The sequence below is a fragment of the Sphaerotilus montanus genome (assembly GCF_013410775.1).
Lineage (GTDB): Bacteria > Pseudomonadota > Gammaproteobacteria > Burkholderiales > Burkholderiaceae_C > Sphaerotilus > Sphaerotilus montanus.
Window position 1 is genome coordinate 1,964,024 of sequence record NZ_JACCFH010000001.1, and the last position, 15,451, is coordinate 1,979,474.

The window sequence follows — 15,451 nt, forward strand, 5'->3', positions numbered from 1 at the left end:
GTGCCTGCGGTCAGCGTGCGGGCATCGCCGGTCGCACCCAGCCGACCAGCAGGCCCGCTGCCAGCAGCGCGCAGCTGCCCGAGAACGCAAACGCCGCACCCGGCCCCGCCGACTGGTAGAGGGCCCCGAACACGACCGAGGCCGGCAGCAGCACCAGCCCCGCGGTCAGGTTGAACCAGCCGAAGGCGGTGCCCTGGCCGTCCACGGGCGCGAGGTCGGCGACCAGCGCTTTCTCCACGCCCTCGGTCGCGGCGAGGAAGACGCCGTAGGCCGCGAAGACCACGAACAGGCCCGGCCCCGCGTGCGTCAGCCAACCCAGCGCAGCGTAGACCGCGGCGTAGGCGAGGTAGCCGCCCAGCAGCAGCCGCATCCGGCCGAAGCGGTCGGACAGCGCCGACAGCGGTGTCGACAGCACCATCGCCACGGCCGATACCCCCGCCCACAGCAGTGGCACCTGCGCCTGCGGCAGGCCGAGTTCCCGCGCGCGCAGCAGCAGGAACATGTTCGACGAATTGCCCAGCGTGAACAGCGCGACCACCACCAGATAGCGCCGCAAGGCGGGTGGCATGTCGCGCAGCCGCCAGTCGAAGGGCTTGCGGGGGGCGACTGGCCGCTGGGCGGGTTCCTGGATGCCCAGCGCCAGCGCCAGACACAGCACCGCCGGCACGATCGACCAGACGAACACGTCTTTCAGCGCCACGCCGGAGGCCAGCAGCGCGGCGGCCAGCAGCGGCCCGATGACGGCGCCCGCGTTGTCCATCGCCCGGTGCAGCCCGAAGGCCAGACCACGTCGCTCGGGGCCGGCGCTCGCGGCCAGCAGCGCGTCGCGCGGCGAGGTGCGCAGGCCCTTGCCGACCCGGTCGGCGAAGCGCAGCAGCAGCAGCCCCGGCCAGCTCGTCACCAGGGCCACCAGCGGCCGCCCGATGCCGGCCAGCCCGTAGCCGAACACGATCCACGGCCTGGTGCGCTGCGTGCGGTCGACCACCGCGCCCGAGAACAGCTTGAGCAGGCTGGCGGTCGCCTCGGCGATGCCCTCGATCAGGCCCAGCGTGCGCGGCCCGGCCATCAGCACCGACGACAGGTAGAGCGGGATCAGTGGATAGAGCATCTCGGAGGCTGCGTCGTTGACCAGACTGATGAGTCCGATCAGCCAGACGGTGCGGGGCAGGGCGCGCAGCGAGGTCCACATGCCGGCCACGGTAGCATGGGCGCCCCCTGTTTCGGAGCCCGCACATGACCTCATCGACCTCGCGTTTCCGCATTGCCGTGATGCCCGGCGACGGCATCGGCCAGGAGGTGATGCCCGAGGGTCTGCGCGTGCTGGAGGCTGCCGCGCAGCGCTTCGGCCTCACGCTCGACACCACGCCGATCGCCTGGGCGAGCTGCGACTGGTACACGCGCACCGGCGAGATGATGCCCAGCGACTGGAAGCAGCAGCTCGACGGCCATGACGCGATCTATTTCGGCGCGGTCGGCTGGCCGGCGACGGTGCCGGACCACATCTCGCTGTGGGGCTCGCTGCTGAAGTTCCGCCGCGAGTTCGACCAGTACATCAACCTGCGGCCGGTGCGGCTGTTCGAGGGCGTGCCGTGCCCGCTGGCGAACCGCAAGCCCGGTGACATCGACTTCTACGTCGTGCGCGAGAACACCGAGGGCGAGTACACCAACATCGGCGGCGTGATGTGGCCGGGTACCGAGCAGGAAGTGGTGCTGCAGCAGAACGTGTTCTCCCGCCGCGGCGCAGACCGGGTGCTGAAGTACGCCTTCGACCTTGCGCAGTCGCGCGCGCGCAAGAAGGTGACCGTGGCGACCAAGAGCAACGGCATCGCGGTGAGCATGCCGTGGTGGGACGGCCGCGCCGATGCGATGGCCGCCGCCTACCCGGAGATCGCGGTGGACAAGCAGCACATCGACATCCTGTGCGCCCGCTTCGTGCTGCAGCCGGACCGGTTCGACGTGGTGGTGGCGTCCAACCTGTTCGGCGACATCCTGAGCGACCTCGGCCCCGCTTGCACCGGCACGATCGGGCTGGCGCCGTCGGCCAACCTGGATCCGGAGCGGCGCTTCCCCTCGCTGTTCGAGCCGGTGCATGGCTCGGCGCCGGACATCTTCGGCAAGAACATCGCCAACCCGGTCGCGATGATCTGGTCGGGCGCGCTGATGCTGGATTTCCTGAGCCACTGCCAAGGGGCTGGCCGCGCCGCGCACGACGCGATCGTGCGCGCCATCGAGGACGTGATCCGCAGCGGCCCGCGCACGCCCGACCTCGGCGGCACGGCCAGCACGACCGAGATGGGCGAGGCGATCGCGGCGGCGGTGCTGCGGGGTTGAGGCGTTGCGGGGCTGAAGCCCGTCGCGCTCAGGCTTTCCGGAGGAAACACGCCTTCAGCATGAAGCTGCCGGCGTCCATCTTGCAGTCCACCTCGTGGTCGCCACCGACGAGGCGGATGCTCTTGACCTTGGTGCCCTGCTTGAGCGTGATCGACGAGCCCTTGACCTTCAGGTCCTTGATCAGCACGACCGCGTCGCCATCGGCGAGCACCTGGCCATTGGCGTCCTTGACGACGGCATCGGCCTCGTCCTCGGCACCAGCCGCCTCGGTGGCCGACCACTCGTGGCCGCAGTCGGCGCAGACAAAGTGGTCACCGTCCGGGTAGGTGTTCTCCAGGGTGCATTGCGGGCAGGCAGGGATGGCGGACATGGGCGCGGTCGGGTGGGTGAAGGAGGGGCGGACTATAGCGACGACCCCGCGTCATCCCGCTGACACCGCACCGACACAGGCCCGTCACCGGCGTGGAAGAAGGTAGGCGTTTCTTCACATTCCTTTGCACACCCACCGGGAGCGAGCGCCATGGCCACCTTGTCCAACCGAACGATGACGCGCTGGAGCGCCGTGGCACTGGCCTGCGCCGCGCTGCTGGCCGCCTGCGGTGGCGGCGATGACAGCCCCGCCACCACCGGCCCGCTGGCGCTGAAGACGCTGGACGGCTCGGCGCCGGTGGTCGTGGCGCACCGTGGCGCGTCCGGCTACCTGCCCGAACACACGCTGGAGGCCTACACGCTGGCGATCGACCTCGGCGCCGACGTGGTCGAGCCGGACCTGATCGCCACCAAGGACGGCGTGCTCATCGCCCGCCACGACCCCAACCTCGACTACAGCACCAACGTCGCCAGCCGCCCCGAGTTCGCCGCCCGCAAGAAGACCACGCAGGTCGACGGCGAGACGCAGACCGGCTGGTTCGCCAGCGACTTCACGCTGGCCGAGATCAAGACCCTGGGCGCCATCACCACCGACGCGGAGCGCGCGACGGTCTACAACGGCGCCTTCAAGGTCGTGACCTTCCAGGAAATCATCGACCTCGTGAAGGCCAAGTCGGCCGCCAAGGGCCGCACGATCGCCATCTACCCGGAAACCAAGAACCCGACCTACCACCGCGCCCTCGGCCTGCCGCTGGAAGACACGCTGATCGCCCAGCTCGTGGCGGCCGGCTGGAACAGCAAGACCGCGCCGGTCTACGTGCAGAGCTTCGAGCCGAGCAGCCTGAAGACCCTGCGCAGCAAGGGCCTGAACACGCGCCTGATCCAGCTGATCGATGCCGACGACGTGGACCTGAAGACCGGCGCGCTGACCTTCGCCGCGCCCTACGACCGCCCGTACGACTGGTTCAAGGCTGGCGACACGCGGCTGTTCAGCGCGATGGTCACGCCCGCCGGGCTGGCCGAGATCAAGACCTACGCCGACGGCATCGGCCCGTGGAAGCCCTACATCGTGCCGGTCAAGGGCACGCTGGACGCGACGGGCGCCGTCAAGGACCTGAACGGCGACGGCAAGGTCAACTGGGCCGACGCCACCACGCAGACCCCGACGACGCTGATCGCCGACGCGCACAAGGCGGGCCTGTTCGTGCACGCCTACACCTTCCGCAACGAGCAGCGCCGCCTGGCCTACGACTACCGGGGCGATCCGAAGGCCGAGTACCTGCAGTTCTACCGGCTCGGCCTGGACGGCCTGTTCTCCGACTTCGCCGACACCGCCATCGCCGCCCGCCGCGATTACCTGACCGAAACGGGACGCTGACCATGTCGCAACGCACCCCCCTGTTTGCCCTCACCGCCGTGGCACTGCTGACGATGGCCGCCTGCGGAACCGACGAGCCGCTTGGCACCTCGGCCGCCTCGACCACGCCGTTCACGGTGAAGATCGTCGGCTTCAACGACTACCACGGCACGCTGCAGTCGCCGGGCACCTTCGGCACCAACACGGCCGTGCCGACCGCCAGCCGCCCCGCGGTCGGTGGCGCCGACTACCTCGCCGGCCACGTCAAGAAGCTCAAGGCGCAGAACCCGCTCAACGTCGTCGTCGGCGCGGGCGACTTCATCGGCGCGTCGCCGCTGATCTCGTCGCTGTTCAACGACGAGCCGGCCATCGAGACGCTCAACCGCATCGGCCTGGAGTTCAACGCGGTCGGCAACCACGAGTTCGACCACGGCTCGGCCGAGCTGCTGCGCCTGCAGAACGGCGGCTGCAAGGTCGTCGCCGGTGCGGCCGATCCGAACAGCTGCAAGGGCCTGGCCGCGGGCACGCCGGTCCCGTTCGAGGGCGCGAAGTTCAAGTGGCTGTCGGCCAATGTGCTCGACACCGCCACCGGCAAGCCGCTGCTGCCCGCCTACGGCATCAAGACCTTCAACGGCGTCAAGATGGCCTTCATCGGCATGACGCTGCAGGCCACGCCCACCATCGTCACGCCGACCGGCGTCGCCGGCCTGAGCTTCAAGGACGAGGCGGCGACCGTCAACGCGCTCATCCCCGAGCTGCGCGCGCAGGGCGTCGAGTCCATCGTCGTGCTGGTGCACCAGGGCGGCTTCCAGAGTTCGACCAGCCTGTCCGACATCAACGGCTGCGACGGCGACCTCGCCGGCTCGGACATCGCCACCGTCGTCAAGCAGCTCGACAACGCGGTCGACCTCGTCATCAGCGGCCACACCCACGCCGCCTACAACTGCTCGGCCGGCACGGTCGACGTCACCAGCACCGCCGGCGTCGTGTCCTCCAGGGCGCGCACCACCGGGCTGGCCAATGCCACCGGCCGCCGCGTGCCGGTCACCAGCGCCAGCTCGTTCGGCCGCGTGCTGAGCGACATCGACGTGACCATCGACCCGACCACGCGCGACATCACCGCCGTCCAGGCCACCAACCGCCTGGTCGACCGCACCGACACGACGGTCACGCCCGACAGCGCCATCCAGGCCATCGTCAAGGCCTACAGCGACCTGATCTCGCCGCTGGCGAACAAGGTGATCGGCGCGGTCAAGGCCGAGCTGCCGGCCACCGCCGCGGACGCCGCCTGCAACATGCCCGCCGGCGAGCTGATCGCCGACGCCCAGCTTGCCGCCACGGCGCCGGCCGGTTTCGGCGATGCGGTGATCGCGTTCATGAACCGCGGCGGCGTGCGCAACCCGGGCTTCACCTTCGCGTCGAGCACGGCGGGCGAGGGCGATGGCAACGTCACCTACGGCGAAGCCTTCACCACGCAGCCCTTCGGCAACAGCCTCGTCACGCTGACGCTGACGGCGCAGGACCTGAAGAACGTGCTGGAGCAGCAGTTCGCCGGCTGCCGTGGCCAGGCCGCGGCGGCGACGCGGATCATGGTGCCGTCGAACGGCTTCAAGTACACCTGGGACGGCGCCAAGGCCTGCGATGCCCGCATCAGCAGCGTCACGCTGACCCGCGGCGGTGCCACCGAGACGATCGTGGACACGGCCGGCACGGTGCTCGCGCCGACGAAGACCTACCGCGTCACCGTCAACAACTTCATGGCCACCGGCGGCGACGGCTTCACGACCTTCCTGAACGGCAAGCAGGCCCTGGGCGGCGCGCAGGACATCGACGCGCTGACCGCGTTCATGGCCGGCTACAAGGCACCGGCGGCACCCTACGCCCGCGGCGCCAGCGCGAACGACCTGGGCACGGCCCGCGTGCTGCGCACGGGCGGCACGTCCTGTCCGACCGGCGCCGCCGTCAATCCGTGAGGCGACTCGCTGGCTGGCTGGCGGGATGGACGCTGGTGCTGGCAGCGAGCCTGCCCGCGCTGGCGACGCCGGACAGACCTGAACGCGCCGCCTTGCTGGCCGACGGGGAGGCCGCGCTGTCGCAGGGCCGGGTGGACCAGGCCCTGCGCCACTTCGAACGGGCGGCGTCGATGGCCCACGCCGCCGACACCGAGATGGCGCTGGTCCGCACCTACCTGCAGGCCGGGGACTACCGGCAGGCGACCTCCTTCAGCGCCCACACCGCCGGGGCGCATCGGCAGGTGGTGGAAGGCGCCGTGCTCTACGCCGGGCTGCTGGCGATCGGTGGACAGCAGGAGGCCGCCAACCGCCTGCTCGACGAGGCGGCCGGGCGCTTTTCGTCGGCGCCGATGCTGGCGGCTGCGCGGCGGTGGATCGACGTGCCCGTGGCCGAGCCGGAGCCGGTGCTGCAGGCCGTGCGGCTGGCGCCCTACGCCAGCGGACCGGCGACGCCGCGGGCCGCGAGGGTCGTGGCCAGCGGCGTGCTGATCGACCAGGGGCGCCACGCACTGGTGCCGCTGGAGGGCCTGCAGCCGGCGGCGTCCCTGCAGGTGCGCAATGGCCTGGGGCAGACCGCCGACGCACGCCTGGTGCGGCGTGAACCGGCGCTCGGCCTGGCGTTGCTGGCGCTGACACCGGCACTGACCAGCCGCAGCCTGCCGCGGGCGCTGGGCGATTCGGCGGTCGAGCAGCCCCTGCCTGCGGCCGCTGCGCGCGACCCGTTTCCCGGCAGCCCCGGTTACGCCGCCGAGTTCCGGCCAGACCCGCGCGCCCGACCGGCCTGGCCGTGGCTGCGCAGCGGCTTCCAGGGGGCGGTCGATGCCCGTTCGGGCCAGCGCATGCTGGGCATCGAGATGCCGCCCGGGCCGCGCGGCGGGCCGGTGCTGGACGCCGCGGGGCGGTGGTGCGGTATCGCCCAGCACCGTGGCGGCGTGGACCGGATGCTGCCGGTGTCCGCGCTGCGCACCGCGTTCGGACCCTGGATCGGTGCACCCGCTGCCGACGCGGCGCAGCGACCGCAGGCTGCGGTCGATGAGGTCTACGAAGGTGCCCTGCGCATGACGCTGCAAGTCATCGCGGTGCCGAGCGGTGCCCGGCGCTAGCCGCCCCGGCAGCCGCCATCGCCGGTGGTGACGTAGTCGAGCACCAGCACGTCCGCCAGCAGCGGCTGCAACTGCGCGACGAAGGCCTGGTGCGCCGGGTGCGGCAGGTAGTGGTCGCGCCCGGCCGCGTCGTCGAAGGTCAGCAGGAAGGCGTGGGTGTAGCCCTTCGCCAGCCCTTCCGGGCTGACGTCGGTGCCGCACTCGAAGGCCCGCACGGTGTCGATCGCCGCGGGCAGCGCCTGGAACGCGGCGGTGATGCCGGCGATGGCGGCCGGCGTGGCGTCCGGCTTGAACTGGAGCAGCACGAGGTGGCGCAGCATGTGGATAAGCCTGTGGATAACTTGATTTGTGATCAGGCGCCGAGGCCGCGCAGCACGTCCCAGCAGGCGCCCATCGTGTGGTAATCCGTCTTGCCGGCGGGGCTTTTCTCGTCGGAATAGGCGCGGTTGTCGGGCGTGCGGATTCGGTACCAGGCGCCATGGACATGGTCGACCATGTGCGCCCAGGCGTAGGCCCAGATCCGGTCGTACCACTGCCAGTACGCCTCGTCGCCCGTGCGCACGGCCAGCAGCGCGGCGGCGGCGAAGCTCTCGGCCTGCACCCAGAAATACTTGTCCGCGTCGCACACCTCGCCGTCCGGCGCGAAGCCGTAGACGAGGCCGCCGTGCGTGTGGTCCCAGCCGTGGTGCATGGCGGTGTCGAAGAAATGCCGGGCGGTGGGCACGATCCAGTCCGGGCATTCGGCGCCGGGGGTGGCCTTCAAATGCGCTTCGAGCTGCAGCAGCAGCTTGGCCCACTCGGTGAGGTGGCCGGTCTGGAAGCCCCAGGGGCGGAAGATGTTGGTCTTGTCGTCGCGGTTGTAGTCGGGGTCGACCGACCAGTCGCTGCGGTAGTGTTCCCAGACCAGCCCGTCGGCGAGCCCCGCCTGCCGCTGCGTGATCGAGGTCGCCAGCGTCAGTGCGCGGTCGAGGTAGCGGCGGTCCTTCGTCGCGTCGAACGCGGCGATCATGGCCTCGCAACTGTGCATGTTGGCGTTCTGGCCGCGGTAGGGGCCGACCTGCCAGTCCGGCGTCGCCTCGTCGGCGTAGAGGCCGTGCGCCGGCTCCCAGAAACGCTGCTCCATCAGCGCGAACGTCGCGTCCAGCCCCGCGCGCGCCTCGTCGATGCCGGCCATCAGCGCGTGGGCGTGCGCCAGCAGCACGAAGGCGAGGCCGTAGCAGTGGTTCGTGCCGTCCTGCACCGTCGCCACGCGCTGCGCGCCGTCCCAGTCGAGCTGCCAGGCGTAGCCGCCCTGCGGCTGCGCGTGCGCGTCGTGCAGGAAGCGCAGGCCGTGGCGCGCGGCTTCCTGGTACGCCGGATTGCCGAAGCGCCGGTACGCCATCGCGTGGTTGAAGACGAAGCGCGTGCTGCTGACGAGGTGGCGGGTGCGCGTGTCGTAGACGGTGCCGTCGTCCTTGAAGAAGTGGAAGAAGCCGCCGGTCGGGTCGAGGCAGCGGCCGTCGTAGAACGCCAGCGTGTGGCGGATGTGGCCGAGCAGGAAGTCGGGCGTGCGGAAAGCGGGTGTCGTCATGGTCGGTGCGGTGGTCACGGGGTCAGGCCCATCTGCTGCAGCCCGAGCGGGCTGAGGTCGGCGGGCGTGGCGCGGCCGGGGAAGTCGAGTTCGTAGTCTTCGGGGGCGAAGTCGGGGCTGCTGCGGCCGGCCAGGAACGCCGCGGCCTGCCGTTCGGCGAAGCGCTGGTTCTTGTCGCACCAGGGCGCCGCGCCGATGTAGATGACGTTGCTGTAGCCGCTGCCGGTGTGCTGGTTCTCGACGGCGTGGATGATGTCCGAGTGCCACCAGACGGTGTCGCCCGGCTGCACCTCGGGGATCGACACCAGCCCGGCGAGCAGCGCGGGGTGCCACTGCTCCGACGCGCCCAGCGCGCGGCCGGGTTGCGCGCCGCAGAGATCGCCCTCGGGCACATCGGGCTGCAGCGCCCGCAGCAGCATCCACGGCATCGTGCGCGCGATCGGCACCAGCTTGAGCGTGCCGTCGCCCGGGCCTTGGCGGGTCAGCGCGGTCCAGCCCTGGAAGGTGCGGAAGGCGGAGCAGACGGCGGGCGAGGGGATTTCCCGGGTCTGCGTGCGGCCCTCGCCGTCGAAGGGGTTGAAGGCAAACGGGTCGCCCTGCAGCACGTCGCGGTACAGGTGGTGGAAGGTCGGCTCGCACCAGCGCTCCACCGAGCCGCCATCCGAGTGCGGCGACAGGCCGAGCGTCGAGTCGCCCGCTTCGCGGCGGCGGATGCGGTCGGCGTAGTTGAACTGGCGGTCGGGGTCGAAGAAGCGCACGCCGTCTTTCTCGAAGGTCCACAGCCGGTTCAGCCACGCGCGGGTGGCGGCCAGGTTCGGGTGCTGGCGGGCCTGCATCTGCGGCTTGGACCAGTAGAGGCTGAAGATCTGCGGTCGGCCGGCGGCGAGCGCGCTGAAGTACTTGTCCAGCCCGGCCTTGTCCTTCATCCGCAGCAGGTAGCCGACCTCGTCGATGTAGCGCACGACCTCGTCGTTCCACTCGGCGATCTGCGCCGGGTCGAACACGCCGCGGATCACCGCGCAGCCGCGGCGGAGGATCCGGGCGGTGTCGGCCGGGGAGACGCGGCCGGCGGCGATGTCGGCGTAGGCGATCTCGAGGACGGCGTGGCCGCTCGCCATCTCGCTGCGGATGGCCGAGACCTCGTCGTTCAGGGCCTCGCTGAGCCGGGCAAAGCGGCCGGCGAGGTCGGGCACCTCGGCGCGCAGCTGGCGCTGGCTGGCGCGTACGGCACCGGGGACATCGTGCATCCAGGCTTCCATGATGGGTTCCTTCTGGTTCCGAAGCCCCCCTCCCGGCCTCCCCCCGCTGGGGGGAGGAGAACCGATGCGAGGCGATCCGGTCTTGCGGTCTGACTGTCTTGCTCCCTCCCCCAGCGGGGGAGGGTTGGGGTGGGGGTTTCGGTCAATCGATCTGCTGCGCCCGGCCATTGGCCGCGCTGGACAGGGCGGCCAGCGCGACGGCCAGCGAGCGTTCGCCGTCTGCGCCGCTGGCCAGTGGGGCGCCCTGGCCGGCGCAGGCGCGCACGAAGGCGTCGCAGCCGATCTCGTACAGGTCGACCTTGGGCGCCGGAACCTCGCGCTCGCCGCTGGTGTCGCGCAGCCACAGCCGGCCGCCGCCGTCCTGCGTCAGCGAGCCTTCGGCGTAGAGCGCGCCCTCGGTGCCGAGCACATGCAGCCGGGTCGCAGCGTGTTTGGCGACGAAGGACTCGTGGGTCTGCGCCAGCACGCCGCCGTCGAATTCGAGCAGGCTCATCGCGCTGTCCTCGACCTGGCCCTGGCCGAGGCCGTGCTGGCGGGTGACGGTGGTGATGCGGCGCGGCTCGGTCTGCAGCAGGAAGCGCAGCAGGTCGCCGTCGTGGACGAGGATGTCCAGCACCACGCCGCCGCCCGCGCCGGGGGCGTCGATCCGCCAGCCCTGCAGGTGCGGCGGCAGGTAGACCGCGTGCGAGACCTGCACGCCGTGGACGCGGCCGATGGCGCCGTCGGCGATCATCTGGCGCACTTGGCCGTGCAGCGCCGAGGCGCGCAGGTGGTGGTTGGTGCCGAGCACGCGGCCCCGGGCCTCGGCGCGCTCGATCATCGCCGCGGCGTCCGCCAGCGACATCGCCAGCGGTTTCTCGCACAGGACGTGGCAGCCGGCGTCGAGCGCGGCCAGCGTCTGCGCGGCGTGCTGCTCGTTGGTGGAGCTGATGTAGACGGCGTCCAGCCCGAGCGCGAGCAGCTCGCTCAGGTCGGTGTGGGCGCTGGCGAGGCCCTGCTGCTCGGCGAACTGCTGCGCGCGCGGGGCGCTGCGCGAGCAGACGGCGACCAGCTCCTGCCCGGCGATCTTGCGCAGCGACGGGATGACCCGCTCGGCGATGTTTGTCCTGGTCAAGTTATTTCGCACAGCCCGATAGGTTGTGTGATTGCCGATTGATGCTCGAAGGCATTGGGTGGCAAGTTGCCCAGTGTGGAGTGCAGACGCACGCTGTTGTAGAAGCTGACGATGTAGTCGGCGATGTCGCTCGTGGCCTCGGCATGGTTGGCGTAATCGCGCTGCCAGACGCGCTCCATCTTGAGGTTCAGGAAGAAGCGCTCCATCACCGCGTTGTCCCAGCAGTTGCCCTTGCGGCTCATGCTGCCGACCAGGCCGTGTCTGGCCAGCAGCGCCTGATGCGCCGCGCTGGCGTACTGGCTGCCGCGATCCGTGTGGACGATCAAGCCCGGCGCAGGTTGGCGCTGCACGATGGCCAGTTGCAACGCCCGGCACACCAGCCCGGCCTGCATGTCCGGGGCCATCGCCCAGCCCACCACCTTGCGCGCAAACAAGTCCAGCACCACCGCCAGATACAGCCAGCCGCTGCGCGTGCGGATGTAGGTGATGTCGGCGACCCAGGCCTGATCGGGCCGCGTCGGGTTGAACTGTCGGGCCAGCACATTGGGCGAGATCGGCAGCGCGTGTTTGCTGTCGGTCGTGTGCACGAACTTGCGCTTCCACGTCGAGCGCAGACCATGCTGGCACATCAAACGGCGCACGCGGTAGATCCCCATGACGATGCCACGCGAGGCCACCGCCGTGCGCAGCCGTCGGCTGCCGTACGCCCCGCCGCTGGCCGCAAATGCCGCCTTCAGTTGCACGCTGGCCTCGCACACCGCCGGCTGCATTCGGCTGCGCCTGCGGGCCGCGTAGTAGCCCGAGCGGCTGATGCCCAGCACCCGGCAAACCTGCTCCACCACCGCGGCCTTCTCTTGCAGTTGCCCGACGAGCTTGAAGCTCATCGCAGTTCCCGGGCAAAGAAGGCCGATGCTTTTTTTAAAACTTCTACGTCGCCCCGGAGTTGCTTGTTCTCGGCTTCGAGCTGGCGGATGCGCTGGTGCTCCGCCGTCAACGGCTTGCCGATGCCAGGCTGCCCCAGCTGTTCCGCATCGGCCTGTGCCAGCCAGCGCCGCACCGCCGTCTCGCCCAGCTTCATGTCCCGGCAGACCTCGCCAATGCCCAGGCCCTGCGACCGGATCATCTGCACGATCTGCAGCTTGAAGCTCGCGTCAAAGACTCTTCGTTTCGTGTTCGTCACGTTCGTTGTCCAGGTGATTTCCACCTATCGGTGTGTGCGAAATCATTAGACCAGGACAGTTGCTTGCTCCGATGAAACCCCAGCGCATGGTGTGTGTCCTCGCATGTCTTGACTTGATGCCGAGGATGCTAGGGCGCGGCGTGCGGGGAGGGCAGCGCACTTTCCCGTGGGGGAGTCAGCGTTGGGAGCGAAACAAGCGGGGCGGGGCGTCGGGTGCTCTTGGCTACCCGATCTCAGGAAGCCTTGGTGTTCGAGTCCACTGTAGCGGCCCAGCCAGCAGGTGCCACCGCCGCGCCGATGGCCTGTTGGTTCAAGCCACGCCTGCGTGCAACTGAACCCCTAGAGCCTTGGTGACCTTGAGGATGGTGGCGAAGCTGGGGTTGCCGTTTTCGCTGAGTGCCTTGTAAAGGCTTTCACGACTCAGTCCAGCCTCTTTTGCCACCTGCGCCATGCCTTTGGCGCGAGCAATGTCGCCGAGTGCACGCGCGATGCCCGCGATGTCGTCTGGTGCTTCTGTCAGCCAGGCGTCGAGGTACGCGGCCATTTCTTCGGGCGTACGCAGTTGCTCTGCGACATCGTAGGCCACCGTCTTGGTTGCCGATGGGATGTTCTTGCTGGACTGGGGCATGGCCGTTACTCCTGAAGGTTGCGCATGAGGTCCTGCGCGAGGGTGATGTCGCTTTGCTGGCTGGACTTGTCTCCGCCAACGAGAAGGATGATCAGTTCATCGCCCCGCTGCGTGTAGTACACCCGGTAGCCGGGTCCAACATCGATTTTCAGCTCCGAGACGCCGCCCGCGAGGTTGCGGTGCTGGCCTGGATTGCCGTGGGCCAGGCGATCAACGCGCATCTGGATGCGTGCACGTGCGGCGCGATCCTTGAGGGCATTGATCCAATCGCGGTACAGCTCTGTGGTACGGATACGCATGGCAAACTGTATCCCATGGGATACAACGCGTCAATCGTCTACCGCCATCATGCGGCGCCGATCCTCACCCCGAACTCTCCCGCACCATCAACTCCACCCCCATCACCATCTCCTGCGGCATCGCCCCACCCCCCACGAGCATCTCCACCCCCGTGCGCCCCAGCTCCTGCTTGTCCACGCGCAGCGTGGTGAGCGGGATGGCGCCGTAGCGGGCGGCCGGGATGTCGTCGAAGCCGACAAAAGCGATGTCTTCCGGGATGCGCAGCCCGGCGTCCAGGCACACCCGCATCGCCGCCAGCGCCGCGCTGTCGTTGTAGGCGAACACGGCGTCCGGCCGCAATCGCCGGCGCAGCAGCGTGCGCATGGCCGCCGCCGCCCCTTCCGCGTCATCCATCCCCGGCGGCGCGAGCGCTTCCAGATCAGGATCGGCCAGCACCCCCGCCTCGAACAAGGCGCGCCGGTAGCCCCGGCTGCGCTCGCGGATGCTGAAGTGCGCCAGCGAGCCGGCGATGTAGGCGATGCGCTGTCGGCCGAGGTCGAGCAAATGGCGCGTGGCCTGGTAGCCGCCGCCGGTGTTGTCCGGGTTGACGGCGGCGCAGCCGGGAATCCAGCCATCGACCAGCACCAGCGGCAGCCCCAGGTCGGTCAGTTGCGCCAGCACCTCGTCCTCGAAGTAGCCCGCCACCAGCAGCGCATCGGGCTCGTGCAGCTTGAGCAGCTTGCCCACCGCGTCGCCCTGCCGCGCGCTCAGCAGCGTGGGCGCCACGCCGAACTGGCGGCAGCCCTCCTCGACACCGTGCATCACCTCGGCGAAGAAGGGGTTCACGGCGAAGTTGCTGTGGTGCCGGTGGATCAGGAACACCAGCCGCGGCGCCTTGCCCGAGCGCAGCCGCGACAGGTCGTAGCCGAGGTCCGCGGCCACCTGGCGGACATGGCGGCGCGTCTCGTCGGACAGGCCGCGCTGGTTCTTCAGCGCACGCGAGACGGTGCCGACCGACACGCCCGCGGCGTTGGCGATGTCGCGGACGGTGACATCGCCGCTCATGGCTGGCACTCCGCGGCGGACAGCGGGCGGGCGCTGAACCGGCTGCGCACGACGAGCGGCTGGCCGGGCGTGAGCGTCAGGCCGGTGCGGGCGGACAGCGGGTGATCGGCCGGCGGCGCAGCGACCCGGCCCAGATCGAACACGCCGGACACCGGTTCGACCCCGAGCGCCAAGTGCCGGCCATTCCACGGCGGATACAGCCGACCCCGGTGGCTGACCCAGAGCATCAGGTCCGGCAGCAGCGCGCGGTCCCAGTCCAGCGCCAGCGCCCAGCCGCAGTCCAGATAGCGGGCGGTGACGGGGCCGCCGAGCGCCATCAACTGCAGCAGGTCCTCGCTGTCCTGCGACTGCGGGAAGCGGGTGAGGTCGGCGGACGGGCCGTCGGTGGCGGGCACGGCGTCGAGCCGGTCGAAGCGCTGGTCCGGCGCCAGCCGCGAACGGCCGGGCTCGGCCGGCACCGGGTAGCTCAGACCGGGGCCATGTGGCGGCAGGTCGAGTGCAACGCGGCCGGCATCGAGCCGCAGCGTGGGGTGCAGGGCGACGGGCAGCGTGCAGGGAACCCGCGCCTCGATGCACAGGCTGAGGTCGACCACGGCTGCGTCGGGCTGCGCGCGCACCGTCCGGGTCAGCCGCGCGATCGGGTCGGCCGCGGGCAGGGCGATCGTCAGCGCCAGGGTGTGCGGATCGTCGGTGGCGAGCCAGGTCCAGTCGTGGTGGGCGCTGTAACCGTGGCCCCAGCCGTCGTGCGGGGTGCGGGCGGACCAGCTGGCGGGCAGATCCGCCGGCCGGTCCGTGCGGCCGAAGGGCACACACGGCCAGTCACCCCGCAGGCCGCGCATCAGGCCGACCTGCGCCGCGCCGATCGGCTCGGCGTGCCAGGGCGCGATCTGCATCGGCGAGAAATCCGGCTGCCCCGGGGCCGTGAAGACCACCGGCGCCAGCATCGCCCCCAGACGGTGCAGGGTCAGGCGGCCGTGGGGCCAGTCGATGGATCGGGCGTCGGCAGGGGGCTCGGCAGGGAAAAACATGGGCTCGAACTCTGGTATTCCGGGAGTTCAAGTGTAGAAAATGCAGATCGTTTAGTAAACGATCCTGCGTTCATTCTTGTTTCTTCGGGGTCGCTGATGCGCTGTCATCCCCAAGATTAACTCGTGCGTTGTCAGCGGTATCAATAAGTTCACCTT

General features: G+C 70.1%; 15 protein-coding genes. 4 read left to right on the forward strand and 11 right to left on the reverse strand.

The window, feature by feature from the left end; genetic code table 11:
- Positions 1-10: 10 nt before the first annotated feature.
- Positions 11-1,189: an MFS transporter gene (locus BDD16_RS08865; protein ID WP_179633612.1), complete on the reverse strand. Its 1,179-nt coding sequence runs from the start codon at positions 1,187-1,189 to the stop codon at positions 11-13.
- Positions 1,190-1,233: 44 nt separating this feature from the next.
- Between BDD16_RS08865 and BDD16_RS08870 the strand changes: the two genes are divergently transcribed.
- Positions 1,234-2,331, forward strand: coding sequence for a tartrate dehydrogenase (locus BDD16_RS08870; RefSeq protein WP_179633613.1), 1,098 nt, complete (start codon positions 1,234-1,236; stop codon positions 2,329-2,331).
- Between the two features lie 28 nt (positions 2,332-2,359).
- Here BDD16_RS08870 and BDD16_RS08875 read toward each other — a convergent pair whose 3' ends face one another.
- Positions 2,360-2,701, reverse strand: a complete 342-nt coding sequence (locus BDD16_RS08875) for a zinc ribbon domain-containing protein YjdM (protein ID WP_179633614.1) — start codon at positions 2,699-2,701, stop codon at positions 2,360-2,362.
- 150 nt (positions 2,702-2,851) lie between these two features.
- On the opposite strand from BDD16_RS08875, the gene BDD16_RS08880 reads away from it, so the two are divergent.
- Genes BDD16_RS08880 through BDD16_RS08890 form a run of 3 tightly spaced genes read left to right on the forward strand, consistent with a single transcriptional unit; the run spans position 2,852 to position 7,172 of the window.
- On the forward strand, positions 2,852-4,078 hold the full coding sequence (locus BDD16_RS08880; protein WP_246332499.1) for a glycerophosphodiester phosphodiesterase: 1,227 nt from the start codon (positions 2,852-2,854) through the stop codon (positions 4,076-4,078).
- Between the two features lie 2 nt (positions 4,079-4,080).
- On the forward strand, positions 4,081-6,030 hold the full coding sequence (locus BDD16_RS08885) for a bifunctional metallophosphatase/5'-nucleotidase (protein ID WP_246332500.1): 1,950 nt from the start codon (positions 4,081-4,083) through the stop codon (positions 6,028-6,030).
- On the forward strand, positions 6,027-7,172 hold the full coding sequence (locus tag BDD16_RS08890; protein ID WP_179633615.1) for a tetratricopeptide repeat protein: 1,146 nt from the start codon (positions 6,027-6,029) through the stop codon (positions 7,170-7,172). Before BDD16_RS08885 ends, BDD16_RS08890 begins: the two co-directional genes overlap by 4 nt.
- Here BDD16_RS08890 and BDD16_RS08895 read toward each other — a convergent pair.
- The 9 genes from BDD16_RS08895 to BDD16_RS08935 all read right to left on the reverse strand — a co-directional run bounded on the left by BDD16_RS08895 (position 7,169) and on the right by BDD16_RS08935 (position 15,295).
- Complete coding sequence (locus BDD16_RS08895) at positions 7,169-7,492, reverse strand: Dabb family protein (protein ID WP_179633616.1); 324 nt, start codon at positions 7,490-7,492, stop codon at positions 7,169-7,171. The two genes, BDD16_RS08890 and BDD16_RS08895, sit on opposite strands and share 4 nt — an antisense overlap.
- A 32-nt stretch (positions 7,493-7,524) precedes the next feature.
- Positions 7,525-8,742, reverse strand: coding sequence for an AGE family epimerase/isomerase (locus BDD16_RS08900; RefSeq protein WP_179633617.1), 1,218 nt, complete (start codon positions 8,740-8,742; stop codon positions 7,525-7,527).
- A 14-nt stretch (positions 8,743-8,756) separates the two neighbouring features.
- Complete coding sequence (locus tag BDD16_RS08905; protein ID WP_179633618.1) at positions 8,757-10,001, reverse strand: YbiU family protein; 1,245 nt, start codon at positions 9,999-10,001, stop codon at positions 8,757-8,759.
- Between the two features lie 142 nt (positions 10,002-10,143).
- On the reverse strand, positions 10,144-11,115 hold the full coding sequence (locus BDD16_RS08910; RefSeq protein ID WP_179633619.1) for a Gfo/Idh/MocA family protein: 972 nt from the start codon (positions 11,113-11,115) through the stop codon (positions 10,144-10,146).
- Positions 11,112-12,313 (reverse strand): IS3 family transposase gene (locus BDD16_RS08915; RefSeq protein ID WP_375139092.1). Its coding sequence is split into 2 segments (ribosomal slippage): positions 11,112-12,025 and positions 12,025-12,313, totalling 1,203 coding nucleotides; the frame shifts between segments, so codons are not numbered across the junction. Before BDD16_RS08915 ends, BDD16_RS08910 begins: the two co-directional genes overlap by 4 nt.
- Positions 12,314-12,605: 292 nt before the next feature.
- The gene (locus BDD16_RS08920) at positions 12,606-12,923 is read right to left on the reverse strand and encodes an addiction module antidote protein (protein WP_179633620.1); all 318 of its coding nucleotides are present in this window, start codon (positions 12,921-12,923) and stop codon (positions 12,606-12,608) included.
- A 5-nt stretch (positions 12,924-12,928) separates the two neighbouring features.
- Positions 12,929-13,222 carry a type II toxin-antitoxin system RelE/ParE family toxin gene (locus tag BDD16_RS08925; RefSeq protein WP_179633621.1) on the reverse strand — a complete coding sequence of 98 codons (294 nt, stop codon included), beginning with the start codon at positions 13,220-13,222 and terminating at the stop codon, positions 12,929-12,931.
- Positions 13,223-13,286: 64 nt separating this feature from the next.
- Positions 13,287-14,267 carry a LacI family DNA-binding transcriptional regulator gene (locus BDD16_RS08930; RefSeq protein WP_179633622.1) on the reverse strand — a complete coding sequence of 327 codons (981 nt, stop codon included), beginning with the start codon at positions 14,265-14,267 and terminating at the stop codon, positions 13,287-13,289.
- Positions 14,264-15,295: a hypothetical protein gene (locus tag BDD16_RS08935; protein WP_179633623.1), complete on the reverse strand. Its 1,032-nt coding sequence runs from the start codon at positions 15,293-15,295 to the stop codon at positions 14,264-14,266. Before BDD16_RS08935 ends, BDD16_RS08930 begins: the two co-directional genes overlap by 4 nt.
- Between the last annotated feature and the right edge of the window lie 156 nt (positions 15,296-15,451).

Coding starts and splice junctions, on each gene's coding strand:
- BDD16_RS08865 (WP_179633612.1), bottom strand. CDS start 1,189: ATGTGGACCTCGCTGCGCGCCCTGCCCCGCACCGTCTGGCTGATCGGA.
- BDD16_RS08870 (WP_179633613.1), top strand. CDS start 1,234: ATGACCTCATCGACCTCGCGTTTCCGCATTGCCGTGATGCCCGGCGAC.
- BDD16_RS08875 (WP_179633614.1), bottom strand. CDS start 2,701: ATGTCCGCCATCCCTGCCTGCCCGCAATGCACCCTGGAGAACACCTAC.
- BDD16_RS08880 (WP_246332499.1), top strand. CDS start 2,852: ATGGCCACCTTGTCCAACCGAACGATGACGCGCTGGAGCGCCGTGGCA.
- BDD16_RS08885 (WP_246332500.1), top strand. CDS start 4,081: ATGTCGCAACGCACCCCCCTGTTTGCCCTCACCGCCGTGGCACTGCTG.
- BDD16_RS08895 (WP_179633616.1), bottom strand. CDS start 7,492: ATGCTGCGCCACCTCGTGCTGCTCCAGTTCAAGCCGGACGCCACGCCG.
- BDD16_RS08900 (WP_179633617.1), bottom strand. CDS start 8,742: ATGACGACACCCGCTTTCCGCACGCCCGACTTCCTGCTCGGCCACATC.
- BDD16_RS08905 (WP_179633618.1), bottom strand. CDS start 10,001: ATGGAAGCCTGGATGCACGATGTCCCCGGTGCCGTACGCGCCAGCCAG.
- BDD16_RS08920 (WP_179633620.1), bottom strand. CDS start 12,923: ATGCCCCAGTCCAGCAAGAACATCCCATCGGCAACCAAGACGGTGGCC.
- BDD16_RS08925 (WP_179633621.1), bottom strand. CDS start 13,222: ATGCGTATCCGTACCACAGAGCTGTACCGCGATTGGATCAATGCCCTC.
- BDD16_RS08930 (WP_179633622.1), bottom strand. CDS start 14,267: ATGAGCGGCGATGTCACCGTCCGCGACATCGCCAACGCCGCGGGCGTG.
- BDD16_RS08935 (WP_179633623.1), bottom strand. CDS start 15,295: ATGTTTTTCCCTGCCGAGCCCCCTGCCGACGCCCGATCCATCGACTGG.